The following is a 16,026-nucleotide window of genomic DNA, read 5'->3' on the forward strand; positions in this document are numbered from 1 at the left end:
TTGTATGATCCACTCCACCGATCAAGGAGTGGATCCAGCATGCCCCGTAAAAAAGCCGCGCCGGCCGAGCTGCCCGACGACGCCACGAACGACGGCCAGCCCGGCGCCGCGCGGCGCCTGCCGCCCGAGGTGCGCGAGCGGCAAATCGTCGTCAAGGCCATCGATCATTTCGCCACGCATGGATTTTCGGGAAGCACGCGCGAGCTGGCGCGTCAGCTTGGCGTGACCCAGCCACTGCTTTACCGGTATTTCCCGAGCAAGGAAGCGCTCATCGACCGTGTGTACGACGAAGTCTACGAGTGGAACACGGCGTGGGAAAAGCTGATAACGGACCGCACGATTCCCATCCAGGAGCGCATGGTGCGCTTCTACACGGCTTATTCGAAAGTGATTCTGCGCCGGGAGTGGATCCGTATCTTCATCTTCGCCGGGCTCACCAAGGAAGGCATCAACTCGCGCTATCTGGGGCGGCTGCGCGAGCGCGTGTTCCTGCCGATGATGCGCGAGATCCGGGCGGCGTACGGCGCAAACGCCGCCACGACCGCCGCGGAGCGGGCGTCCGACCTCGAACTGATCTGGAGCCTGCACGCCAGTATTTTCTATATCGGTGTGCGCAAGTGGATTTACGCGCTGCCGGTGCCCGAAGATATCGACGCCCAAATTGCCCAGCAAATCGACGCCTTCCTCAATGGCGTGCCCCATACGCTCAAGCAGTCGCGTCGCAAGCCGCGCAAGCCGGCATAAAGCCTGCATATCGCTGGCGTTACACCGGCTTGCGGCCGCTTAGTTGCCTGGCGTGCGCACGGTCAACCGGTTGACGACCTGGCTCACGCCTTCCACGTCTTGCGCGTGCTGCTGCGCGGCCGCGATCTGGGTGGTATCGGGCACCGTTCCGGTGAGCGTGACCACACCCGATTTCGCCAGCACGACGACGTTTGCCATCGGCACATCGCCCTCCTTCGTCACCGCCTTGCGCACGGTTGCCGCCAGCTTGCGGTCGGCGGCTTTTTCGGCTTTGTGAGCCGCTTTGCGCGTCGCTTTCTCCTGTGCTGCGCCCGACGCGTCGGTCGGTGCGTGCGTCACGACAGGCGGCGAATAGGACGTTGCCGCATCGGCGGCCAGGGCGTGAACGCTCGTCAATGCGAGGGCGGCCAACATCGGAATCAAACGCTGCTTCATGGTTTTTGTCTTCTTGAGTGAGAAAGAAAGTGCTTGTCCGGCTGAGTCCAGCGCGAGCCGAGAATGAGCCCGCAAAAATTCAGCCGGCAGTAATCGGGATCGAGCCGCGCAAGAATGTCCGCGCTCCACGTGCCGCTCGTCGTGTGCGGACGATGGGCGACGCCTCTGCCTATCGCCTGGATCACGTCTTCGCAGAACGTGGCTTCGCGCGGATACGCCGCGAGAATGGCCGTGTGTTCGGCGCACGTATACGCGTCGTAGTTCGCACCGGTGAGGTCAGTGCCCGCCGCTTGCGCCAGCAGGCGCGCAAGCGGCGAAACATGCTCCGGAATGCCCGGCGTGGTGTGCAGGGCGATCGCCCGCCACACGTCCTCGGCCACGCAGGGTGAAACACCCGCAAGCAGCGCGCGCGCCGCATCGGCGCTGTCCACCTCGTAACGCAAGTTCGAGTGCGCATAGGCCGGGCTCAGGCCCATGTTCGCGTACATCGCACTCACATAGAGCGTTTCCGCGTCGCATGCATGACGCTCGCGACGGGCGGCGAGCGCCGCGAACACGAACACACGATGCGCGTGTCCGACCAGAAGCGGATCGAGCGCCGCGCAGGCGTTCTCGAGTGCGAGCGCCGCGAGCGCGGTGCGCGGAATACGCACGCCCGCGACTTCAATCGGCTTTGCCGCAAGTTCAGGTTTCATGACGCGCTCCATGCTCGCGCCTGTCACGGCGCGGGCGAACACCGGCAGCCGGACTTATCCCTTCAGGAACGCCAGCAGATCCGCGTTCACCTGGGCGACATGCGTGCTGCACATGCCATGCGGCGCGCCGGGATAGACCTTGAGCGTAGCGTGCTTGACGAGCTTCGCCGACAGGCGTGCCGAATCGTCGATCGGCACGATCTGGTCATCGTCGCCGTGGAGGATGAGCGTCGGCATGTCCATCTTCCTCAGGTCTTCCGTGTAGTCGACCTCGGAGAACTGCTTGATGCACTCGTACTGGCCTTTGATCGAGCCTTGCATGCCCTGCCGCCAGAAGTCCTGAACGAGACCTTGCGAGACCTTCGCGTTCGGGCGGTTAAAGCCATAGAACGGCGTTGCGAGATCGAGATAGAACTGCGAGCGGTTGGCTGCCACGCCGTCGCGAATGCCGTCGAACACCGACATGGGCAGGCCGCCGGGGTTGGTCGCCGACTTCACCATCTGCGGCGGCACTGCGCCGATCAGCACCGCCTTTGCCACCCGCTTCGAGCCGTGCCGGCCGATGTAGTGCGCGACCTCGCCACCGCCCGTCGAGTGGCCGACGAGCATCGCATTGCGCACATCGAGCGCATCGAGCACCGCTGCCAGGTCGTCTGCATAGGTGTCCATATCGTTACCGGCGGACGGCTGGCCCGAGCGCCCGTGCCCGCGACGGTCGTGCGCGATCACCCGGTAGCCCTGATTCACCAGAAAGAGCATTTGCGGGTCCCACGCGTCCGCCGAAAGCGGCCAGCCGTGCGAGAAGACCACCGGTGTGCCGGTGCCCCAGTCCTTGAAGTAGATCTCGGTGCCGTCCTTGGCCTTCACAAAGCTGCCGTTGCGCATATGCTCGCTGGCGTTGTGCGCGCCCGTGCCGCCGGCAGCCGAAGCCGCCGTGGGCAGACCCGACATGGCGACCGCGCCGGCCACGCCTGCGCTGGCCGAAAGCAGTCTGCGTCGCGCCGGCGACGGCGCGCTCGCGTGTTCTTGCAAGTTCATCGTTGTTCTCCGTCGTTGCCGACCCATACGCGGGCTATCGCGAGATGAGTCTGCGTGTAGCTGTTGTCCACGATGCAAGCAGGCCATGCCCCGCATCGGGAACCCAGCTTAACGGCGCAGAATTAAAAGGTCCTTTTCCGACGCTTAAATATGCTTAATGGCGCGTTCAGGTGGCGGCAAGGCGCCAACTGGACGCTGAACAATAAGACGATTCGATGCCCCGACGTCGCGCTCACCTATAGCCCCAATCAGCCCCAATCGCGGCCAACGCAGGCTTTCTTTCTGAGCCATAATTGCAAAGCATTACCGGCCATTACCAGGCATTACCACGCGTACGGACCACCCCGATGATTTCATCACCGCTCATGCCAAATCCATCAACCGGCTCGAAAGACTCGCTCGGGTGCGTTTCCACCAAGCTGCGCCGGGACATGCAAATCGAGAACGGCGGCATCACGTTCTTTCGCAAGTGTATGGACAAGCCGGAGCTGGAATGCATCGCCATGCCCGGATGCGAGCGCGGCTTTCTCATCGGCGTCTCGCTGCGCAGCGGTCACCGGCGCAAGATCTTCCGCGGCGCGCAGACAATCGATCGGCGTTTTCGTGACAACTCGATCTATATCCGCGACTTCTCCGAGCACTACCGGGCCGATCTATACGGCAATTTCGACTTTCTGCTGGTCGAGTTGTCCCACGCTTTCTTGAATAACCTGACCGACGAGCACAACGTGCGTCCTGTTCACGGGCTGACCTGCGCGGTCGAGCAGGAAGATCTCGTGCTCGGTCATCACGCGCGTGCGCTCGCCGCCAGCCTCGACACGTCCGGCGCGATCAACACGTTGCTCATCGAACAGATCGGCGTGGCTATCGGCACGCATCTCTCGCGTCAATACGGCAACCTGCGGCCCACCGACGAACGCGCCAAGGGCGCCCTGTCGCGCGCCTGCGCGGCCCGCGCGAAGGAAATGCTGCTCGACTGTTCGCGCTACGGACTCTCGATTGCCGACGTCGCACGCGAATGCAACCTGTCGCGCGGCTATTTCATTCGCGCATTCGCGAAGGAAACGGGACAAACGCCGCATCAATGGGTGCTGGAAAAGCGCACGGAGCAGGCGCGAGCGCTCATGGACGCCACGGACATGACGCTCGCGCAGATCGCGGCGTCCTGCGGCTTCGCGGATCAAAGCCACCTGAGCCGCGTATTCCTCAGGATCGTCGGCGTGTCTCCGGGCGCATGGCGACGCCGGACGGCGTGATACCGTTTTCAGGCGCGCGTCATGACGCCGGTTGCAGGCTGAGGTCGCCCATGATCTGCTTGCCGAGCGCTATGCCAAACTCGGACAGCCTCACGCCGTTGCGCCACTCGACCGCTTCCCACTGCTTCAGGGCCTCGTCGATGGGTCTTACGGGGTCGCGCAGCCGCTGTGCAAGGGCGACTGCGTTGGCCGCGGCCTTCGCGGCGCCCGCGCCGGTGTGCGGCCGCGCGACAAAGGCCGCGTCGCCCAGCAGCACCGCCCGGCCGAACACGAGCCTCGGCGCACGATAGTTCTGGATAATCTGCAGAAACGGCGCTTCGGTCGCGTGAACGAGTGCGGCCAGAGCGGGCGCGAGCTGCTCACGGGCGTCCGCCCGCAGGCGGGCGCCGATCTCGTCGCTGAGGGCGCCTGGCGGCACGGACAGGGCGCGCTGCACGCGCTGCCGGTCGGTCAGCGCGGCGTCGAGCGGCGCGCCCTCTGCCAGCGGCCGGTACCAGACCCAGTTCCAGCGCCGCTCGCCCACACGCGTAGAACCGTCCTCTCCGGGAATGAGATAGGTCAGCAACTGGTGCGCATCGCCGCTCTGGAACGTGAACGCATCGACGAGCCGGGCCGCGCTCGTCGGGTCGAGGGCCGTTTCCGGCAAAAGACCGCGCCACGCCACATATCCCGCGTAGTCGGGAAAATCGCCCGGCAACAGCAGCGAGCGCATGGTCGAATGCGGGCCGTCCGCGCCTATGAGCAGATCGGCGCGAACACGCTGTCCGTTTGAGAGGATCACATCGACGCCATCGCTGTCCTGTTCGAAGGCGGTGAGCGCAACACCCGAATGAATCACGTCATCGGGAAGACCGGCCCGCAAGGTGTTGTACAGCACGCTCCAGGCGGTCTGCGCCTGCGGCATACGCTGGCGCAACAGCACCGCACCGCTCGCGTCGAGATACTGCCGGTCCCGCGACGGCACGCCAAGCTGCGGCGCGTGGGCGATGCCCGCGAACCGGAAGGCTTCGAGCAGATCGGGCTGCATGACGAGCCCGCCGCCCCGGCTGTCCAGTTCGCTAACCGAGCGCTCGTAGACATCGACGGTCCAGCCGACGGCCCGCAAAGACGCAGCGGTAAAGAGCCCGCCCAGCGAACCGCCAATGATCACTGCGCGACGCGATGTTCGATCTGTCATGTCGTTGCTCCTTCAGTTCGGCATTGAAGCCAGGCCATTAGCGTAGGCGTAACAGCCGCGATCCAGAATCCAGGCTGGACGCAATGCAGCATTGCGTGGCCCGCAAGCAAGGCCTCCCACTCAGGATTCGCGGCCTTTCGCGGTCAGCATCGGCTCCTGCAGCTGCCCTCGCGCAGGCCCGTCCAGGGTTAACACCGTTCCAAGCCCGTCTTGCCCAACAGCGTATTTGCACTAGAATTTATCAACCGATCAATGATCGACTGATAAATAACAGGAGAGCATCATGCCCGTTATCCAACTCGCGCACTATTCGATTCGCACACTCGACCTCGATAAATCGTGCCGGTTCTATGAACGCGTGCTCGGCTTCAAGCAGGGCTACCGCCCTCCGTTCGACTTCCCCGGCGCGTGGTTGTACAAGGGCGGCGACGAAGGCGACTACGGCACGGTTCACATCATCGGCGTCGATCCCGACAATCCGGAAGGACTCCTTGTCTACCTCGGCGACAAGGCATTGCCGGCAACCGGAACGGGCACGGTCGACCATATTGCGTTCCTCGCCACCGGCGTTGAAGCCATGTGGAATACGCTGCGCGCCGAAAACATCGCATGGCGCGACCGTACGGTTCCCAGCCTCGGACTCCACCAGGTTTTCATCGAAGACCCGTCGGGCGTCACCATCGAACTCAACTTCCCCGCTGCCGAAGTCGCTCATCTGAGCACGCACGGCGCAGCCCAATCGCAGCATGCAGTCGTGCAAGTCGCCCACGGAGCCTGACATGAACCCCACTTCCACGAACCGCAAAGCCGCCATCATCGGCGGCTCGCTTGGCGGTCTTTTCGCCGCGAATCTCCTGCTGCGCAACGGCTGGGACGTCGACGTCTTCGAGCGGGTGCCGGAAGAACTGTCCGGCCGCGGCGCGGGCATCGTGACGCATCCGGAATTGTTCGAGGTGATGCATGCCGCGGGCGTGCGCATCGACGAATCGATCGGTGTGAAGGTGCAATCGCGCGTGACCTTCGCGCAGGACGGCTCGATCGTTTCCGAACGCGAACTCCCGCAAACGCTGACGGCATGGAGCAAGATGTACCATGCGCTGCGCGCCGCATTGCCGGATCAGCACTATCACTGTGGCGCGAGCGTGACGGACATTGCCGACGGGCCGCAACGCGCCATCGTCACGCTTTCCGACGGCTCTTGCGTGCACGCCGACCTCGTGATCGCCGCCGACGGATTCCGCTCCGCAGTACGCGCAAAATTCCTGCCCGAAGCGCAGCTCAAGTACGCCGGTTACGTGGCGTGGCGTGGTCTCGTGGACGAGACCGCGCTGTCCTGCGACACCCATGCTGCGCTCTTCGAAAAATTCGCGTTCTGCCTGCCTCAGCGCGAACAGATCATCGGCTATCCGGTCGCCGGGCAAGGCAATAGCACGAAGTCCGGCGAGCGGCGGTACAACTTCGTCTGGTATCGCGCCACCCGCGAAGACACCGATTTGCCCAACCTGCTGACCGACGCCACGGGCAAGGTTTGGTCGGGCGGCATTCCACCGACACACATCCGGCGCGACGTGCTCGCCGACATGGAGGATGCCGCATTCGCCCTGCTCGCGCCTCAGTTCGCCGAAGTCGTCACACGGGCTACGCAGCCCCTTTTCCAGCCAATCTTCGATCTCGAAGTTCCCAGGATGGCGTTCGGCCGGGTCGCGCTACTAGGCGATGCTGCCTTCGTCGCACGGCCGCATTGCGGCATGGGTGTCACGAAGGCCGCCGGTGACGCAATGGCGCTGGTTGCAGCGCTCAATCGCAACGCTGACACGCTCGATGCGCTGGCCGACTATAGCGACGAACGCACGCAGTTCGGTGTTGCGATCGTTCAGCACGCCCGCCATCTCGGCGCCTATATGCAGGCGCAACTCAAGGACGAAACCGAACGCGAAATGGCCGAGCGGTATCGCACACCCGAAGCCGTGATGCGGGAAACCGCCGTTCCAGCGCATTTCTGAGCGCAAGCAGCGGCTGACCTGGCGGGTCAGCCACGCCGCACCCGACATCGAGGAGACAACGTGGAACATCCCATCCCGGCAGTCGCGGGCGCCGCCATGGAAAGCATGGCCGCCCCCGCCCTCGCAGCGCATCCGCTGCTCGACGACTCGCGCTTTCGCGAGCTGGTCAGAAAGCGCCGGACACTCTCGTGGTCGCTGACCTTCCTGATGCTGGCGATCTATTTCGCCTTCATCCTGACCCTCGCTTTCTCGCCCAGCTTGCTCGGCACGCCGATCATGGCCGGTGAACCGACCACGTGGGGTATCCCGATCGGTTTCGGCATGTTCGTTCTCACATTCGTGCTCGTCGCCGTGTACGTCCACCAGGCCAATTCGGTACATGACGGCATGGCGGCAGCGATCCGCGAAGGAGATGATCGATGAAGCGCCTCTTGTTGGCGGCGGTCCTCGCCGTCGAAGCATTGCCCACACTCGCGGCGAGCCCCTCGTCGCTCGCGCGCGGACACAATCCGATCGCAATCGCCATGTTCCTCCTCTTTGTGGCCTCGACGCTGTTCATTACCCGCTGGGCCGCCCGCAAGAATCACAGCGTGGCCGACCACTACGCCGCCGGTGGCAAGATCACCGCGTTCCAGAACGGCTGGGCGATCGCAGGCGACTATATGTCGGCGGCGTCGCTGCTCGGCATCTCCGCGCTGGTTTTCACGAGCGGCTATGACGGCCTGATCTACTCGATCGGCTTTCTCGCGAGCTGGCCGATCATTCTTTTCCTGATCGCCGAGCCGCTGCGCAACCTCGGCAAATACACGCTGGCGGACGTGGTCTCCTACCGCCTTCAGCAGCGGCCCATACGGGCCTTCGCAGCGTCCAGCTCCATCGTCATCGTCCTGCTGTACCTTGTCTCGCAGATGGTAGGAGCGGGCAAGCTCGTCGAACTGCTGTTCGGCCTGAACTATATGTTCGCGGTTGTCATCGTAGGACTGCTCATGGTCGTCTACGTATTCTTCGGTGGCATGCTCGCGACAACGTGGATCCAGATCATCAAGGCGGTACTCCTGCTTGCTGGAGCGGCCTTCATGGCGTTGATGGTTCTCGTGCATTTCGGCTTCAGCCTCAACGCACTGTTCGCCCAGGCGGTCCTCGCGCATCCGAAGCACGCCGCCATCATGCGTCCGGGCGGCCTCGTTTCCGATCCGGTTTCCGCGGTCTCGCTCGGTCTCGCGCTGATCTTCGGCACGGCCGGCCTCCCTCACATCCTGATGCGATTTTTCACGGTCGCCGACGTCAAAGCCGCGCGCAAGAGCATCCTTTACGCTACGGGCATTGTCGGCGTCGGTTACGCACTCATCATCGTGATCGGCTTCGGAACGATCGCACTCGTCGCAACAGACCCGCAGTATCACACTGCCTCGGGCACCGTGATAGGCGGTGCGAACATGGTCGCCATTCACCTCGCGCATGCGGTCGGCGGCAACGTGTTTCTCGGGTTCATCTGCGCCGTGGCGTTCTCGACCATTCTCGCCGTGGTCGCCGGTCTCACGCTGGCAGGCTCCTCGGCAATCTCGCACGATCTGTACGCGAACGTCCTGCGGCGCGGCAAAGCTTCAGACCGCGAGGAAATGCGCGTGGCGCGCATGACCACCCTCGTGCTGGGCGTGCTGGCGATGCTGCTCGGCATCGCATTCGAAAAGCAGAACATCGCGTTCATTGTCAGCCTGACATTCTCGATTGCAGCCAGCTCGAACTTCCCCGTGCTTCTGCTTTCCATCTATTGGTGCGGCCTCACTACGCGCGGTGCGGTTCTGGGTGGCCTCGTCGGCCTCATCACCGCCGTCACGCTCACGGTATTGAGCCCGACCGTCTGGGTGCAGGTCCTCGGGCACGCTCACGCGCTGTACCCGTACGAGTATCCCGCGCTCTTTTCCATGGCCGCCGCGTTCGTCGCGATTGTCGTGTTCTCGCTGACCGACAGATCCGCGCGCGCTACACGCGAACGCGCACGCTTCGACACGCAGCTCGTCGAGTGCGAGTTGGGCATGGCGCGGCGCGGCTAACTGCATGCAAGCCCGCCCAACCAAAAACTCAAAGCTTCAGGAGACAACACAGTGAATTGCCTTTGCTGCATCTCACCCGGTCGGCGACGCGTGCCAGGCGCGCTCACCGCCCTGGCCAGCGCCGTCGTGGCGGGGCGTACCGCCAGCGCGGCCGAGCCGCAAATTGCAGCACCGCGTGTGGCGGCGGTCAAGGTCAGATCGATCGACATTCATGCGCACTACTACTCCGAAACCTGGTGCGACCTTGTCGGCGGCGAAGGGAAGCCGTTCGGCGGATCGTTCGTTTGCGACGACACGTCTTTCACATTTGGTTCGCCTGCCGGCGGTCTCGGCCCCCTTCCGATGAAATTCATCAACGTCGACGAGCGCCTGAAGGACATGGATGCCTCGGGCGTGGACGTGCAGGCGCTTTCGCTGAGCGTGCCGATGGCGTATTGGGGCGACCGGGCATTCAACGCGAAGCTCGCACGCGAGTGGAACACGGCCGCGTCGCGCATCTATCAGCAGCATCCTTCCCGATTCGTCGTACTCGCAACGCTGCCGATGCTCAACGCCACCGACGCCATCGACGAACTCGAACGGGCCTCGCAGTTACCAGGCGTTCGCGGCGTGTATATGGGGACGAACATCAACGGTATCGATCTCGACGACCCCAGGTTTTCGCCGATCTTCGCGCGTATCGAGCAACTGAATCTACCGGTCTTTCTGCATCCCCAGCAGACCGTGGGCGGCTCGCGGCTCGGCGACTTCTACCTGAGCAACCTGCTCGGCAATCCATTCGATACGGCAATCGCCGGTTCGCATCTGATTCTCGGCGGCGTGCTCGACCGTTATCCGGACCTGCGCGTGACGTTGCCCCATGCGGGCGGCGCACTGCCGATCCTGATCGGACGCCTGGACGCCGGCTGGACCGTGCGGCCCGAAACGCGGCGGCTCGCGCAACGGCCGAGCAGCTACCTGCGGCGCTTCAGCTACGACACGGTATCGCACTCCGGCCCGGTGCTCGACTACCTGATACAGAACATAGGCATCGACCAGCTCGTGCTCGGAAGCGACTATTGCTTCGACATGGGGTATGAGCAGCCTGTTCGCTTTCTGGACCGTCTCGACCTGAGCGCGGAGCAGCGCGCGATGATACTCGGCGGCAATGCGGGTAAGCTTCTTCACATATAGCGTGCGAATGCGCGGCTGAAACCCTGAATAGTTCTGAAATAACGGCTTCGAACCGGCCAGGAAGGACTCAATACCGGCGCACCGGGCGCTTTGACGCTATGCTTTGCGAGCAGTGGCAACGTGTCCGGGGCGGCGTACCGCGCCGTTTTCAGCCTCAGCGCATGACGCCCTGCGCCTGACGTCGAATCTGGGAGTCAGCAAGCATGAAAGTCATCATTGCCGGAGGCTCGATCGCCGGTCTCGCGGCCGCCCTGACACTCGATTGCACCGGCCACGATGTAGCAATCTACGAGCGGTCCGCAACAGCCCTGCGCGGCCAGGGCGGCGGCGTGGCCGTCCTGCGGCGCATGATGGCTTTCCTCGAACAGCACGGACATCACTGCCGCGCGATGATCAGCGTGCCCACGCGCCGCCGACGCTGGATCGACCGGGACGGCGTGCTCACGCGCGACGAGCCGGAGATGCTGCCGTTCTCGTCGTGGGATATGGTCTACCGTTCGCTTTGCAGCATGTTGCCGCGCGAGCGCATCCGGTACGGTCAGACGATCGCGGGATTTCATCAGGATGCCGAAGGAGTCGATGTTCAAATCGACAATCGCATTGAGCGTGCCGACGTGCTGATCGCCGCAGACGGAACCGGCTCGACTCTGCGAACGCAGCTCTTTCCCGGCTACGCCCCATCGTTCGCGGGCTATATCGCCTGGCGCGGCATTGTCGACGAAGCGGACTTCGGGGCCGACGCCATCGCCAAACTGGTCGAGAACATGACGCTGCATAAGGCGCCCGGCGAACTCTTCATGGCATTCCTGATTCCCGCGCTGGACGGATCGCTCGCACCGGGGTCGCGGCGTTTCAACTGGCTCTGGTATCGCAACGAGACGGACCCCGAAGCATTACGCCGCCACTTGACCGACCGCGCAGGCACCGTTCATCACGCGTCGATCCACGCGGGCCAGCTTTCGGACGACTCCGGCACGACGCTCAGACGGCTTGCTGGCGAACGGCTTCCCGCCGTATTCGCACAACTCGTGCTGGCCACGCGGGCGCCCTTCGTTCAGGCCATCTTCGACGCACTGAGCCCCGCCTTCGCACAGGGCCGCGTCGCGCTCGTAGGCGACGCGGCATGCACGGTGCGCCCGCATACGGCATCCGGCACGTCGAAGGCGGCGGCCGACGCCGTCTCGCTCGCGCAAGCGCTTACGCCAGATGCGCCCGATGTCGTGCAGCGCCTTGCGCACTGGTCGGCACAGCGGCGCGCCGAAGTCACCTCTCTACTCGAAAAAGGGCCGCAGCTTGCCGCATCGTTCGGACTCGGCGAGCCGCTTTGAAGTCCTCGAAAGGCGTGAGCGCGCCGCCACGCGTTTCGGGCCGCGCGTATGCGCGCCAGTCATCTCACTGCGATCACTAGCGTCCGGCGCAAAACTGCATAGCGCGCGCGATGGATTCTCCGCAGTCCCGTTCGTCGATAACGTTACAGACATCCCGCTCCCCTTTCCATGCACGGAGAATCCCATGTCTGACGCTCTCTTCCAACCGATTCGCCTCGGCCGTCACTCACTCGCCCATCGCGTCGCCATGGCGCCGCTCACGCGTTCGCGCGCGGGCCAGCCGGGCAATGTGCCGACCCCGATGAACGTCGAGTATTACCGGCAGCGCGCTGGCGCGGCGCTGATCGTCACCGAGGCCACGCAAGTTTCGCAGCAGGGGCAAGGCTACGCCTGGACCCCCGGTATCCATACGGCAGAGCAGATCGAAGGCTGGCGTGCCGTGAGCGCTGCCGTCCACGCCGAAGGCGGCAAGATCTTCCTGCAACTCTGGCACGTGGGGCGCGTTTCCCATCCGATCTTCCAGCCAGGCGGCGGCCTGCCCGTCGCGCCGACGGCCATGCCCGTGCCGGGCAAAACGTTCATCGTCGACAGCGACGGCAATGGCGCCTGGGCCGATGTGCCGGTGCCTCAGGCATTGACGCTCGATGGCATCGCTCAGATCGTGCAGGATTTCCGCGTCGCCGCGCGCCACGCCATGCAAGCCGGTATGGACGGCGTCGAGATTCACGCCGGCAACGGCTATCTTATTGATCAGTTCATCAATAGCGACAGCAATCGCCGCACCGATGCGTATGGCGGCAGCATCGAGAATCGCACGCGCCTGCTGTTCGAGATCGTGGAAGCCGTCAGCGACGAAGTCGGCGCGCAAAACGTCGGCGTACGGCTCACGCCCATGGGCCGCTTCATGGGTATGGGCGACAACACGCCCGAAGCGACCTTTGGCCATATCGCAGAGCGTCTGGACGGACGGGATCTGGCTTACCTGCATCTCGTCGAACCGGCTATTGTCGGCACGGTGAAGGACGAGAAGTACGATCCCCGCTGGGACGCCATCATCGCGCTCATGCGTCGGCAATTTAAGGGCGTGTTGATGCTTGCGGGCGGCTATACGCTCGAAACCGCAACGCGCGCGATCGAAAGCGGCCGTGCGGATCTCATCGCGTTCGGCCGTCCGTTCATCGCCAACCCGGACCTGCCCGCACGGTTACGTGACGCGCGGCCACTCAATGCGGCCGACCCGGGCACGTTCTTCGGCGGCGACGAGCGAGGCTATATCGACTATCCGGCCTTTGTGTCCACCGCGGACTGACAGCACAGCGGCCGGCGGGCGTACTTGTTGCGCCTTCCCATTTTTCAGGAGTTTTTACCTTCCGGCTCAGGACCTTTTAGCAGTCGCGATCCACAATAGCGTTGCCTGTCCGGCCTCAACGCGATGTCGTCCCGCGCGGCGCCCGGACCGGCAACGTGGCCGGGCGGCCTTGCCTGGACCCGCTCGCATGCCGACGAAACGGAGCCGCCCAATGGACCCCTGCGCAAACGACGAACCGTGGAAGCAAACCATCCTCTCGCTCGAACGCGCCACTCGCTCGCCCGCCGACATCGAGGCGATGCATCAGGCAAACCCAACGCGCAGGCGGGAACACGGGCGTACGCAACAGGGAACAACTCGATCGGCATCCGACGTTCCGTTTTCCGGCTATATCCGCCTGCTCGAACGCCTTTCGAGCACAGCCGTCTCGCTCTGCTGGTATGACGCCACGTGCGGCCATTACGCGGATCAACTCTGGAGACGCACCCATGCGCGCCGCAAGACGGTTTGCACCGTGACGGGCATGACCGTCAACCGTGGCGACGCCATCTACCGCCCTTATCGGCGAGGTATCCGGCCGGCCAACGCGAACCACTCGATTCTCGCCTGCGTGCTGGAATCCTCCGAGGGGCTCGATATGGGCCTGGCGGCGGGGCGTCGATTCGAACTGGATCACTAAGCGGTATTGCCGCCGAGGTCCTCGACGCCGCGCGCGTTCGCGAAACCGGAAGCACGCGGCAGTTGAGTCGAGCGCGCGGGGAAACCCGTGCGCTCTGCATGACGCGCTACGAAGCGCTTAGGCCGGCTCCGACCTCGCTATCCGCGGCTGCGCGCAACGCGCGACGAAACACAGGCACCGGCTGCGCACCGCTCACCACTTCACGCCCCAGCTTCACGTACGGCACGACGGTGACCGATTCGAGAGCGGAAGCGGCTTCGAGCTTGCACACCTGCGCATAGCCGTCTTGTGATGCGAACAGGTCGTTCACACGCACCCTGTCGAGCCCCACTGATTCGGCGATATCCGTCAATACTCCCGTATCGCCGATATCACGTCCCTCGGTGAAGTAGGCGCGGAAAATCGCATTGACCAATGCGCGCGCGTCACCGCCCTCGTACTGGACGAACCACACCAGCCGGTGCGCCGCCAGCGTGTTCGGCGTGCGTTTCACCTTGTCGTAGTCGAATGTCAGCCCATGTTGCCGGCCTTCTTCCTTCACGTGCGTGTCCATGGCCTGCGAGCGGGCCCAACTGCCAAATTTGGCCGTGCGATAGGCCTTCCGGTCTCGCCCCTCTTCCGGCATGTCCGGATTCAGTTCATATGGCATGAACACGTACTTGACGTTCTTGCTTGCGCCTTCCGCCGTTATGGCTTCCTCGAGCTTCTTTTCACCAATCCAGCACCACGGGCAAATGAAATCGTGTGTGATGCGAATTTCAAGCGGCTCCATCGCGTTTCTCCTTCAAATGTGGCTGCATACAAGATAGGGCCGCGTGTCGAAAGCTAGAATAGGAACAGCATGCAACGCTTCGTTGCACCGGAGACAAAGCGATGGACAAACTTCAGGCGCTACGCGCGTTCGTCGAGGTAGCGCAGAGCGGCGGTTTCTCGAGCGCGGCGCGAAAGCTGGAACTTGCAACGTCGTCTGTCACGCGTGCCGTCGACGCACTCGAAGAGACGCTCGGCACCGCGCTGCACAACAGAACGACGCGCCAGGTCACACTATCCGATGCGGGCAAGACGTATTATTCGCGCGCCGCGCGCATTCTCGAAGACATCGCCGAAGCCGACGCCGCCGTCACCGACCGCGGCGACGATCCCTCCGGTCCGCTGCGGGTATCGGTGCCTGTCGAGTTTGCGCGCCAGTGCATCAGCCCGCATCTCGGCGCGTTTCTGTCGCGCTACCCTAAACTCGATCTGGACATCACACTGACCGACACGGTTGCCGATCTGGTGTCCGAGCGCATAGACCTTGCCATTCGCCTCGGCACGCCGCCGCCAGACGCCAGCGTGATCAGCCGGCACATCGGAAATTTCAGCCGGTTTGTCGTGGCGAGTCACGCTTACCTGAGCGAGTTCGGCACACCAATGAAACCCGATGAGTTACCCGCGCACCAGTGCCTGCGCTTTTCTTATGGCGCCGACCGGCAGGTATGGACGTTCTGCAATGATGGCTTGCAGTCCGAAGTCGTGGTGACAGGACGATTGAAGACCAACAACTCGGCAATTCTGCGCGAAGCGGCGCTGAACGGCGCTGGCATTGCGTTGCTCCCGAGCTGGCTCGTCGCCGCCGACGTGCAAAGCGGACGCCTGACCAAGCTCTTCGAAGACTACGAAGTCAACCCGAACAACGCCCGGTCCGCGGTGACCGCGCTTTATCTGCCGAACCAGCGCGGATCGAGACGCATCGGCGCCTTCATCGAACTGGTCAGCGGTGCGGCGAACCTGCAGTCGTGAACCTCCCGTGCGGATCATGCACGCATGACCCACCGGGCGAACCGGAATGCGACTTAATTGTTCTTAATGCTTCTGAATGGCCTTACGGCCCCGTAGACGTCAAAGGCGTGGCCGTCCCTGCGCGCGGAAGCCGAGCGGGTGCGGCGCGGTCTCACATCACATTCCACCATGCTTCAATTCGATCGTTCGTGCGTGTGAAACATTATTGGCGTATAGCAAACGAGTTATATGGCACCAAGTAACGAGAACCCCTGTTTTTTCGCGGGACATTCACCCATCCTGGTTAATGAGTGGCGTACCAACGCCGCGTGCCGCGCTGCACGACTCTCAGCAAAGCGGACGATATCGGCTCGTTC

Annotated in this window: 16 protein-coding genes; 11 read left to right on the top strand and 5 right to left on the bottom strand. The window is 63.5% G+C overall.

From position 1 onward, the window contains the following. Positions 1-39: 39 nt before the first annotated feature. The gene (locus tag U5A65_RS03220) at positions 40-744 is read left to right on the top strand and encodes a TetR/AcrR family transcriptional regulator (protein WP_321908291.1); all 705 of its coding nucleotides are present in this window, start codon (positions 40-42) and stop codon (positions 742-744) included. 39 nt (positions 745-783) lie between these two features. Here U5A65_RS03220 and U5A65_RS03225 read toward each other — a convergent pair whose 3' ends face one another. Genes U5A65_RS03225 through U5A65_RS03235 form a run of 3 tightly spaced genes read right to left on the bottom strand, consistent with a single transcriptional unit; the run spans position 784 to position 2,912 of the window. Then, positions 784-1,179 carry a BON domain-containing protein gene (locus U5A65_RS03225; protein ID WP_321908289.1) on the bottom strand — a complete coding sequence of 132 codons (396 nt, stop codon included), beginning with the start codon at positions 1,177-1,179 and terminating at the stop codon, positions 784-786. Next, positions 1,176-1,874 (bottom strand): phosphohydrolase, encoded by a 699-nt coding sequence (locus U5A65_RS03230; protein WP_321945458.1) that lies wholly within the window; start codon positions 1,872-1,874, stop codon positions 1,176-1,178. The genes U5A65_RS03225 and U5A65_RS03230 overlap by 4 nt, the downstream gene beginning before the upstream one ends. Positions 1,875-1,928: 54 nt before the next feature. Further along, positions 1,929-2,912: an alpha/beta hydrolase gene (locus tag U5A65_RS03235; RefSeq protein WP_321908285.1), complete on the bottom strand. Its 984-nt coding sequence runs from the start codon at positions 2,910-2,912 to the stop codon at positions 1,929-1,931. A gap of 347 nt (positions 2,913-3,259) precedes the next feature. On the opposite strand from U5A65_RS03235, the gene U5A65_RS03240 reads away from it, so the two are divergent. After that, positions 3,260-4,168 (top strand): AraC family transcriptional regulator, encoded by a 909-nt coding sequence (locus U5A65_RS03240; protein WP_321945459.1) that lies wholly within the window; start codon positions 3,260-3,262, stop codon positions 4,166-4,168. 19 nt (positions 4,169-4,187) lie between these two features. Here U5A65_RS03240 and U5A65_RS03245 read toward each other — a convergent pair whose 3' ends face one another. After that, a complete protein-coding gene (locus U5A65_RS03245; RefSeq protein WP_321945460.1) occupies positions 4,188-5,345 on the bottom strand; it encodes an FAD binding domain-containing protein in 1,158 nt (385 codons plus the stop codon). Positions 5,346-5,628: 283 nt separating this feature from the next. Between U5A65_RS03245 and U5A65_RS03250 the strand changes: the two genes are divergently transcribed. From U5A65_RS03250 to U5A65_RS03285, 8 genes are all read left to right on the top strand, one after another. Beyond that, positions 5,629-6,123, top strand: coding sequence for a VOC family protein (locus U5A65_RS03250; protein ID WP_321945461.1), 495 nt, complete (start codon positions 5,629-5,631; stop codon positions 6,121-6,123). 1 nt (position 6,124) lies between these two features. Next, positions 6,125-7,348, top strand: coding sequence for an FAD binding domain-containing protein (locus U5A65_RS03255; RefSeq protein ID WP_321945462.1), 1,224 nt, complete (start codon positions 6,125-6,127; stop codon positions 7,346-7,348). A gap of 60 nt (positions 7,349-7,408) precedes the next feature. Beyond that, positions 7,409-7,771 (top strand): DUF485 domain-containing protein, encoded by a 363-nt coding sequence (locus U5A65_RS03260; RefSeq protein ID WP_321908274.1) that lies wholly within the window; start codon positions 7,409-7,411, stop codon positions 7,769-7,771. Next, complete coding sequence (locus U5A65_RS03265) at positions 7,768-9,402, top strand: cation acetate symporter (RefSeq protein ID WP_321945463.1); 1,635 nt, start codon at positions 7,768-7,770, stop codon at positions 9,400-9,402. The genes U5A65_RS03260 and U5A65_RS03265 overlap by 4 nt, the downstream gene beginning before the upstream one ends. 90 nt (positions 9,403-9,492) lie before the next feature. After that, positions 9,493-10,575 (top strand): amidohydrolase family protein, encoded by a 1,083-nt coding sequence (locus tag U5A65_RS03270; RefSeq protein ID WP_321945464.1) that lies wholly within the window; start codon positions 9,493-9,495, stop codon positions 10,573-10,575. 203 nt (positions 10,576-10,778) lie between these two features. After that, entirely contained in the window at positions 10,779-11,903 is a 1,125-nt protein-coding gene (locus U5A65_RS03275) for an FAD binding domain-containing protein (RefSeq protein ID WP_321945465.1), read from the top strand. Between the two features lie 184 nt (positions 11,904-12,087). Then, on the top strand, positions 12,088-13,212 hold the full coding sequence (locus U5A65_RS03280) for an alkene reductase (RefSeq protein WP_321908267.1): 1,125 nt from the start codon (positions 12,088-12,090) through the stop codon (positions 13,210-13,212). Between the two features lie 211 nt (positions 13,213-13,423). Continuing rightward, positions 13,424-13,891, top strand: a complete 468-nt coding sequence (locus U5A65_RS03285) for a DUF3331 domain-containing protein (RefSeq protein ID WP_321908264.1) — start codon at positions 13,424-13,426, stop codon at positions 13,889-13,891. A gap of 106 nt (positions 13,892-13,997) precedes the next feature. Here U5A65_RS03285 and U5A65_RS03290 read toward each other — a convergent pair whose 3' ends face one another. Next, positions 13,998-14,663, bottom strand: coding sequence for a DsbA family oxidoreductase (locus U5A65_RS03290; RefSeq protein WP_321945466.1), 666 nt, complete (start codon positions 14,661-14,663; stop codon positions 13,998-14,000). Between the two features lie 101 nt (positions 14,664-14,764). Between U5A65_RS03290 and U5A65_RS03295 the strand changes: the two genes are divergently transcribed. Next, a complete protein-coding gene (locus tag U5A65_RS03295; RefSeq protein ID WP_321945467.1) occupies positions 14,765-15,670 on the top strand; it encodes a LysR family transcriptional regulator in 906 nt (301 codons plus the stop codon). The last annotated feature ends 356 nt before the right edge of the window (positions 15,671-16,026 follow it).

It is taken from the genome of Paraburkholderia sp. J10-1 (assembly GCF_905220165.1).
Taxonomy (GTDB): Bacteria; Pseudomonadota; Gammaproteobacteria; order Burkholderiales; family Burkholderiaceae; genus Paraburkholderia.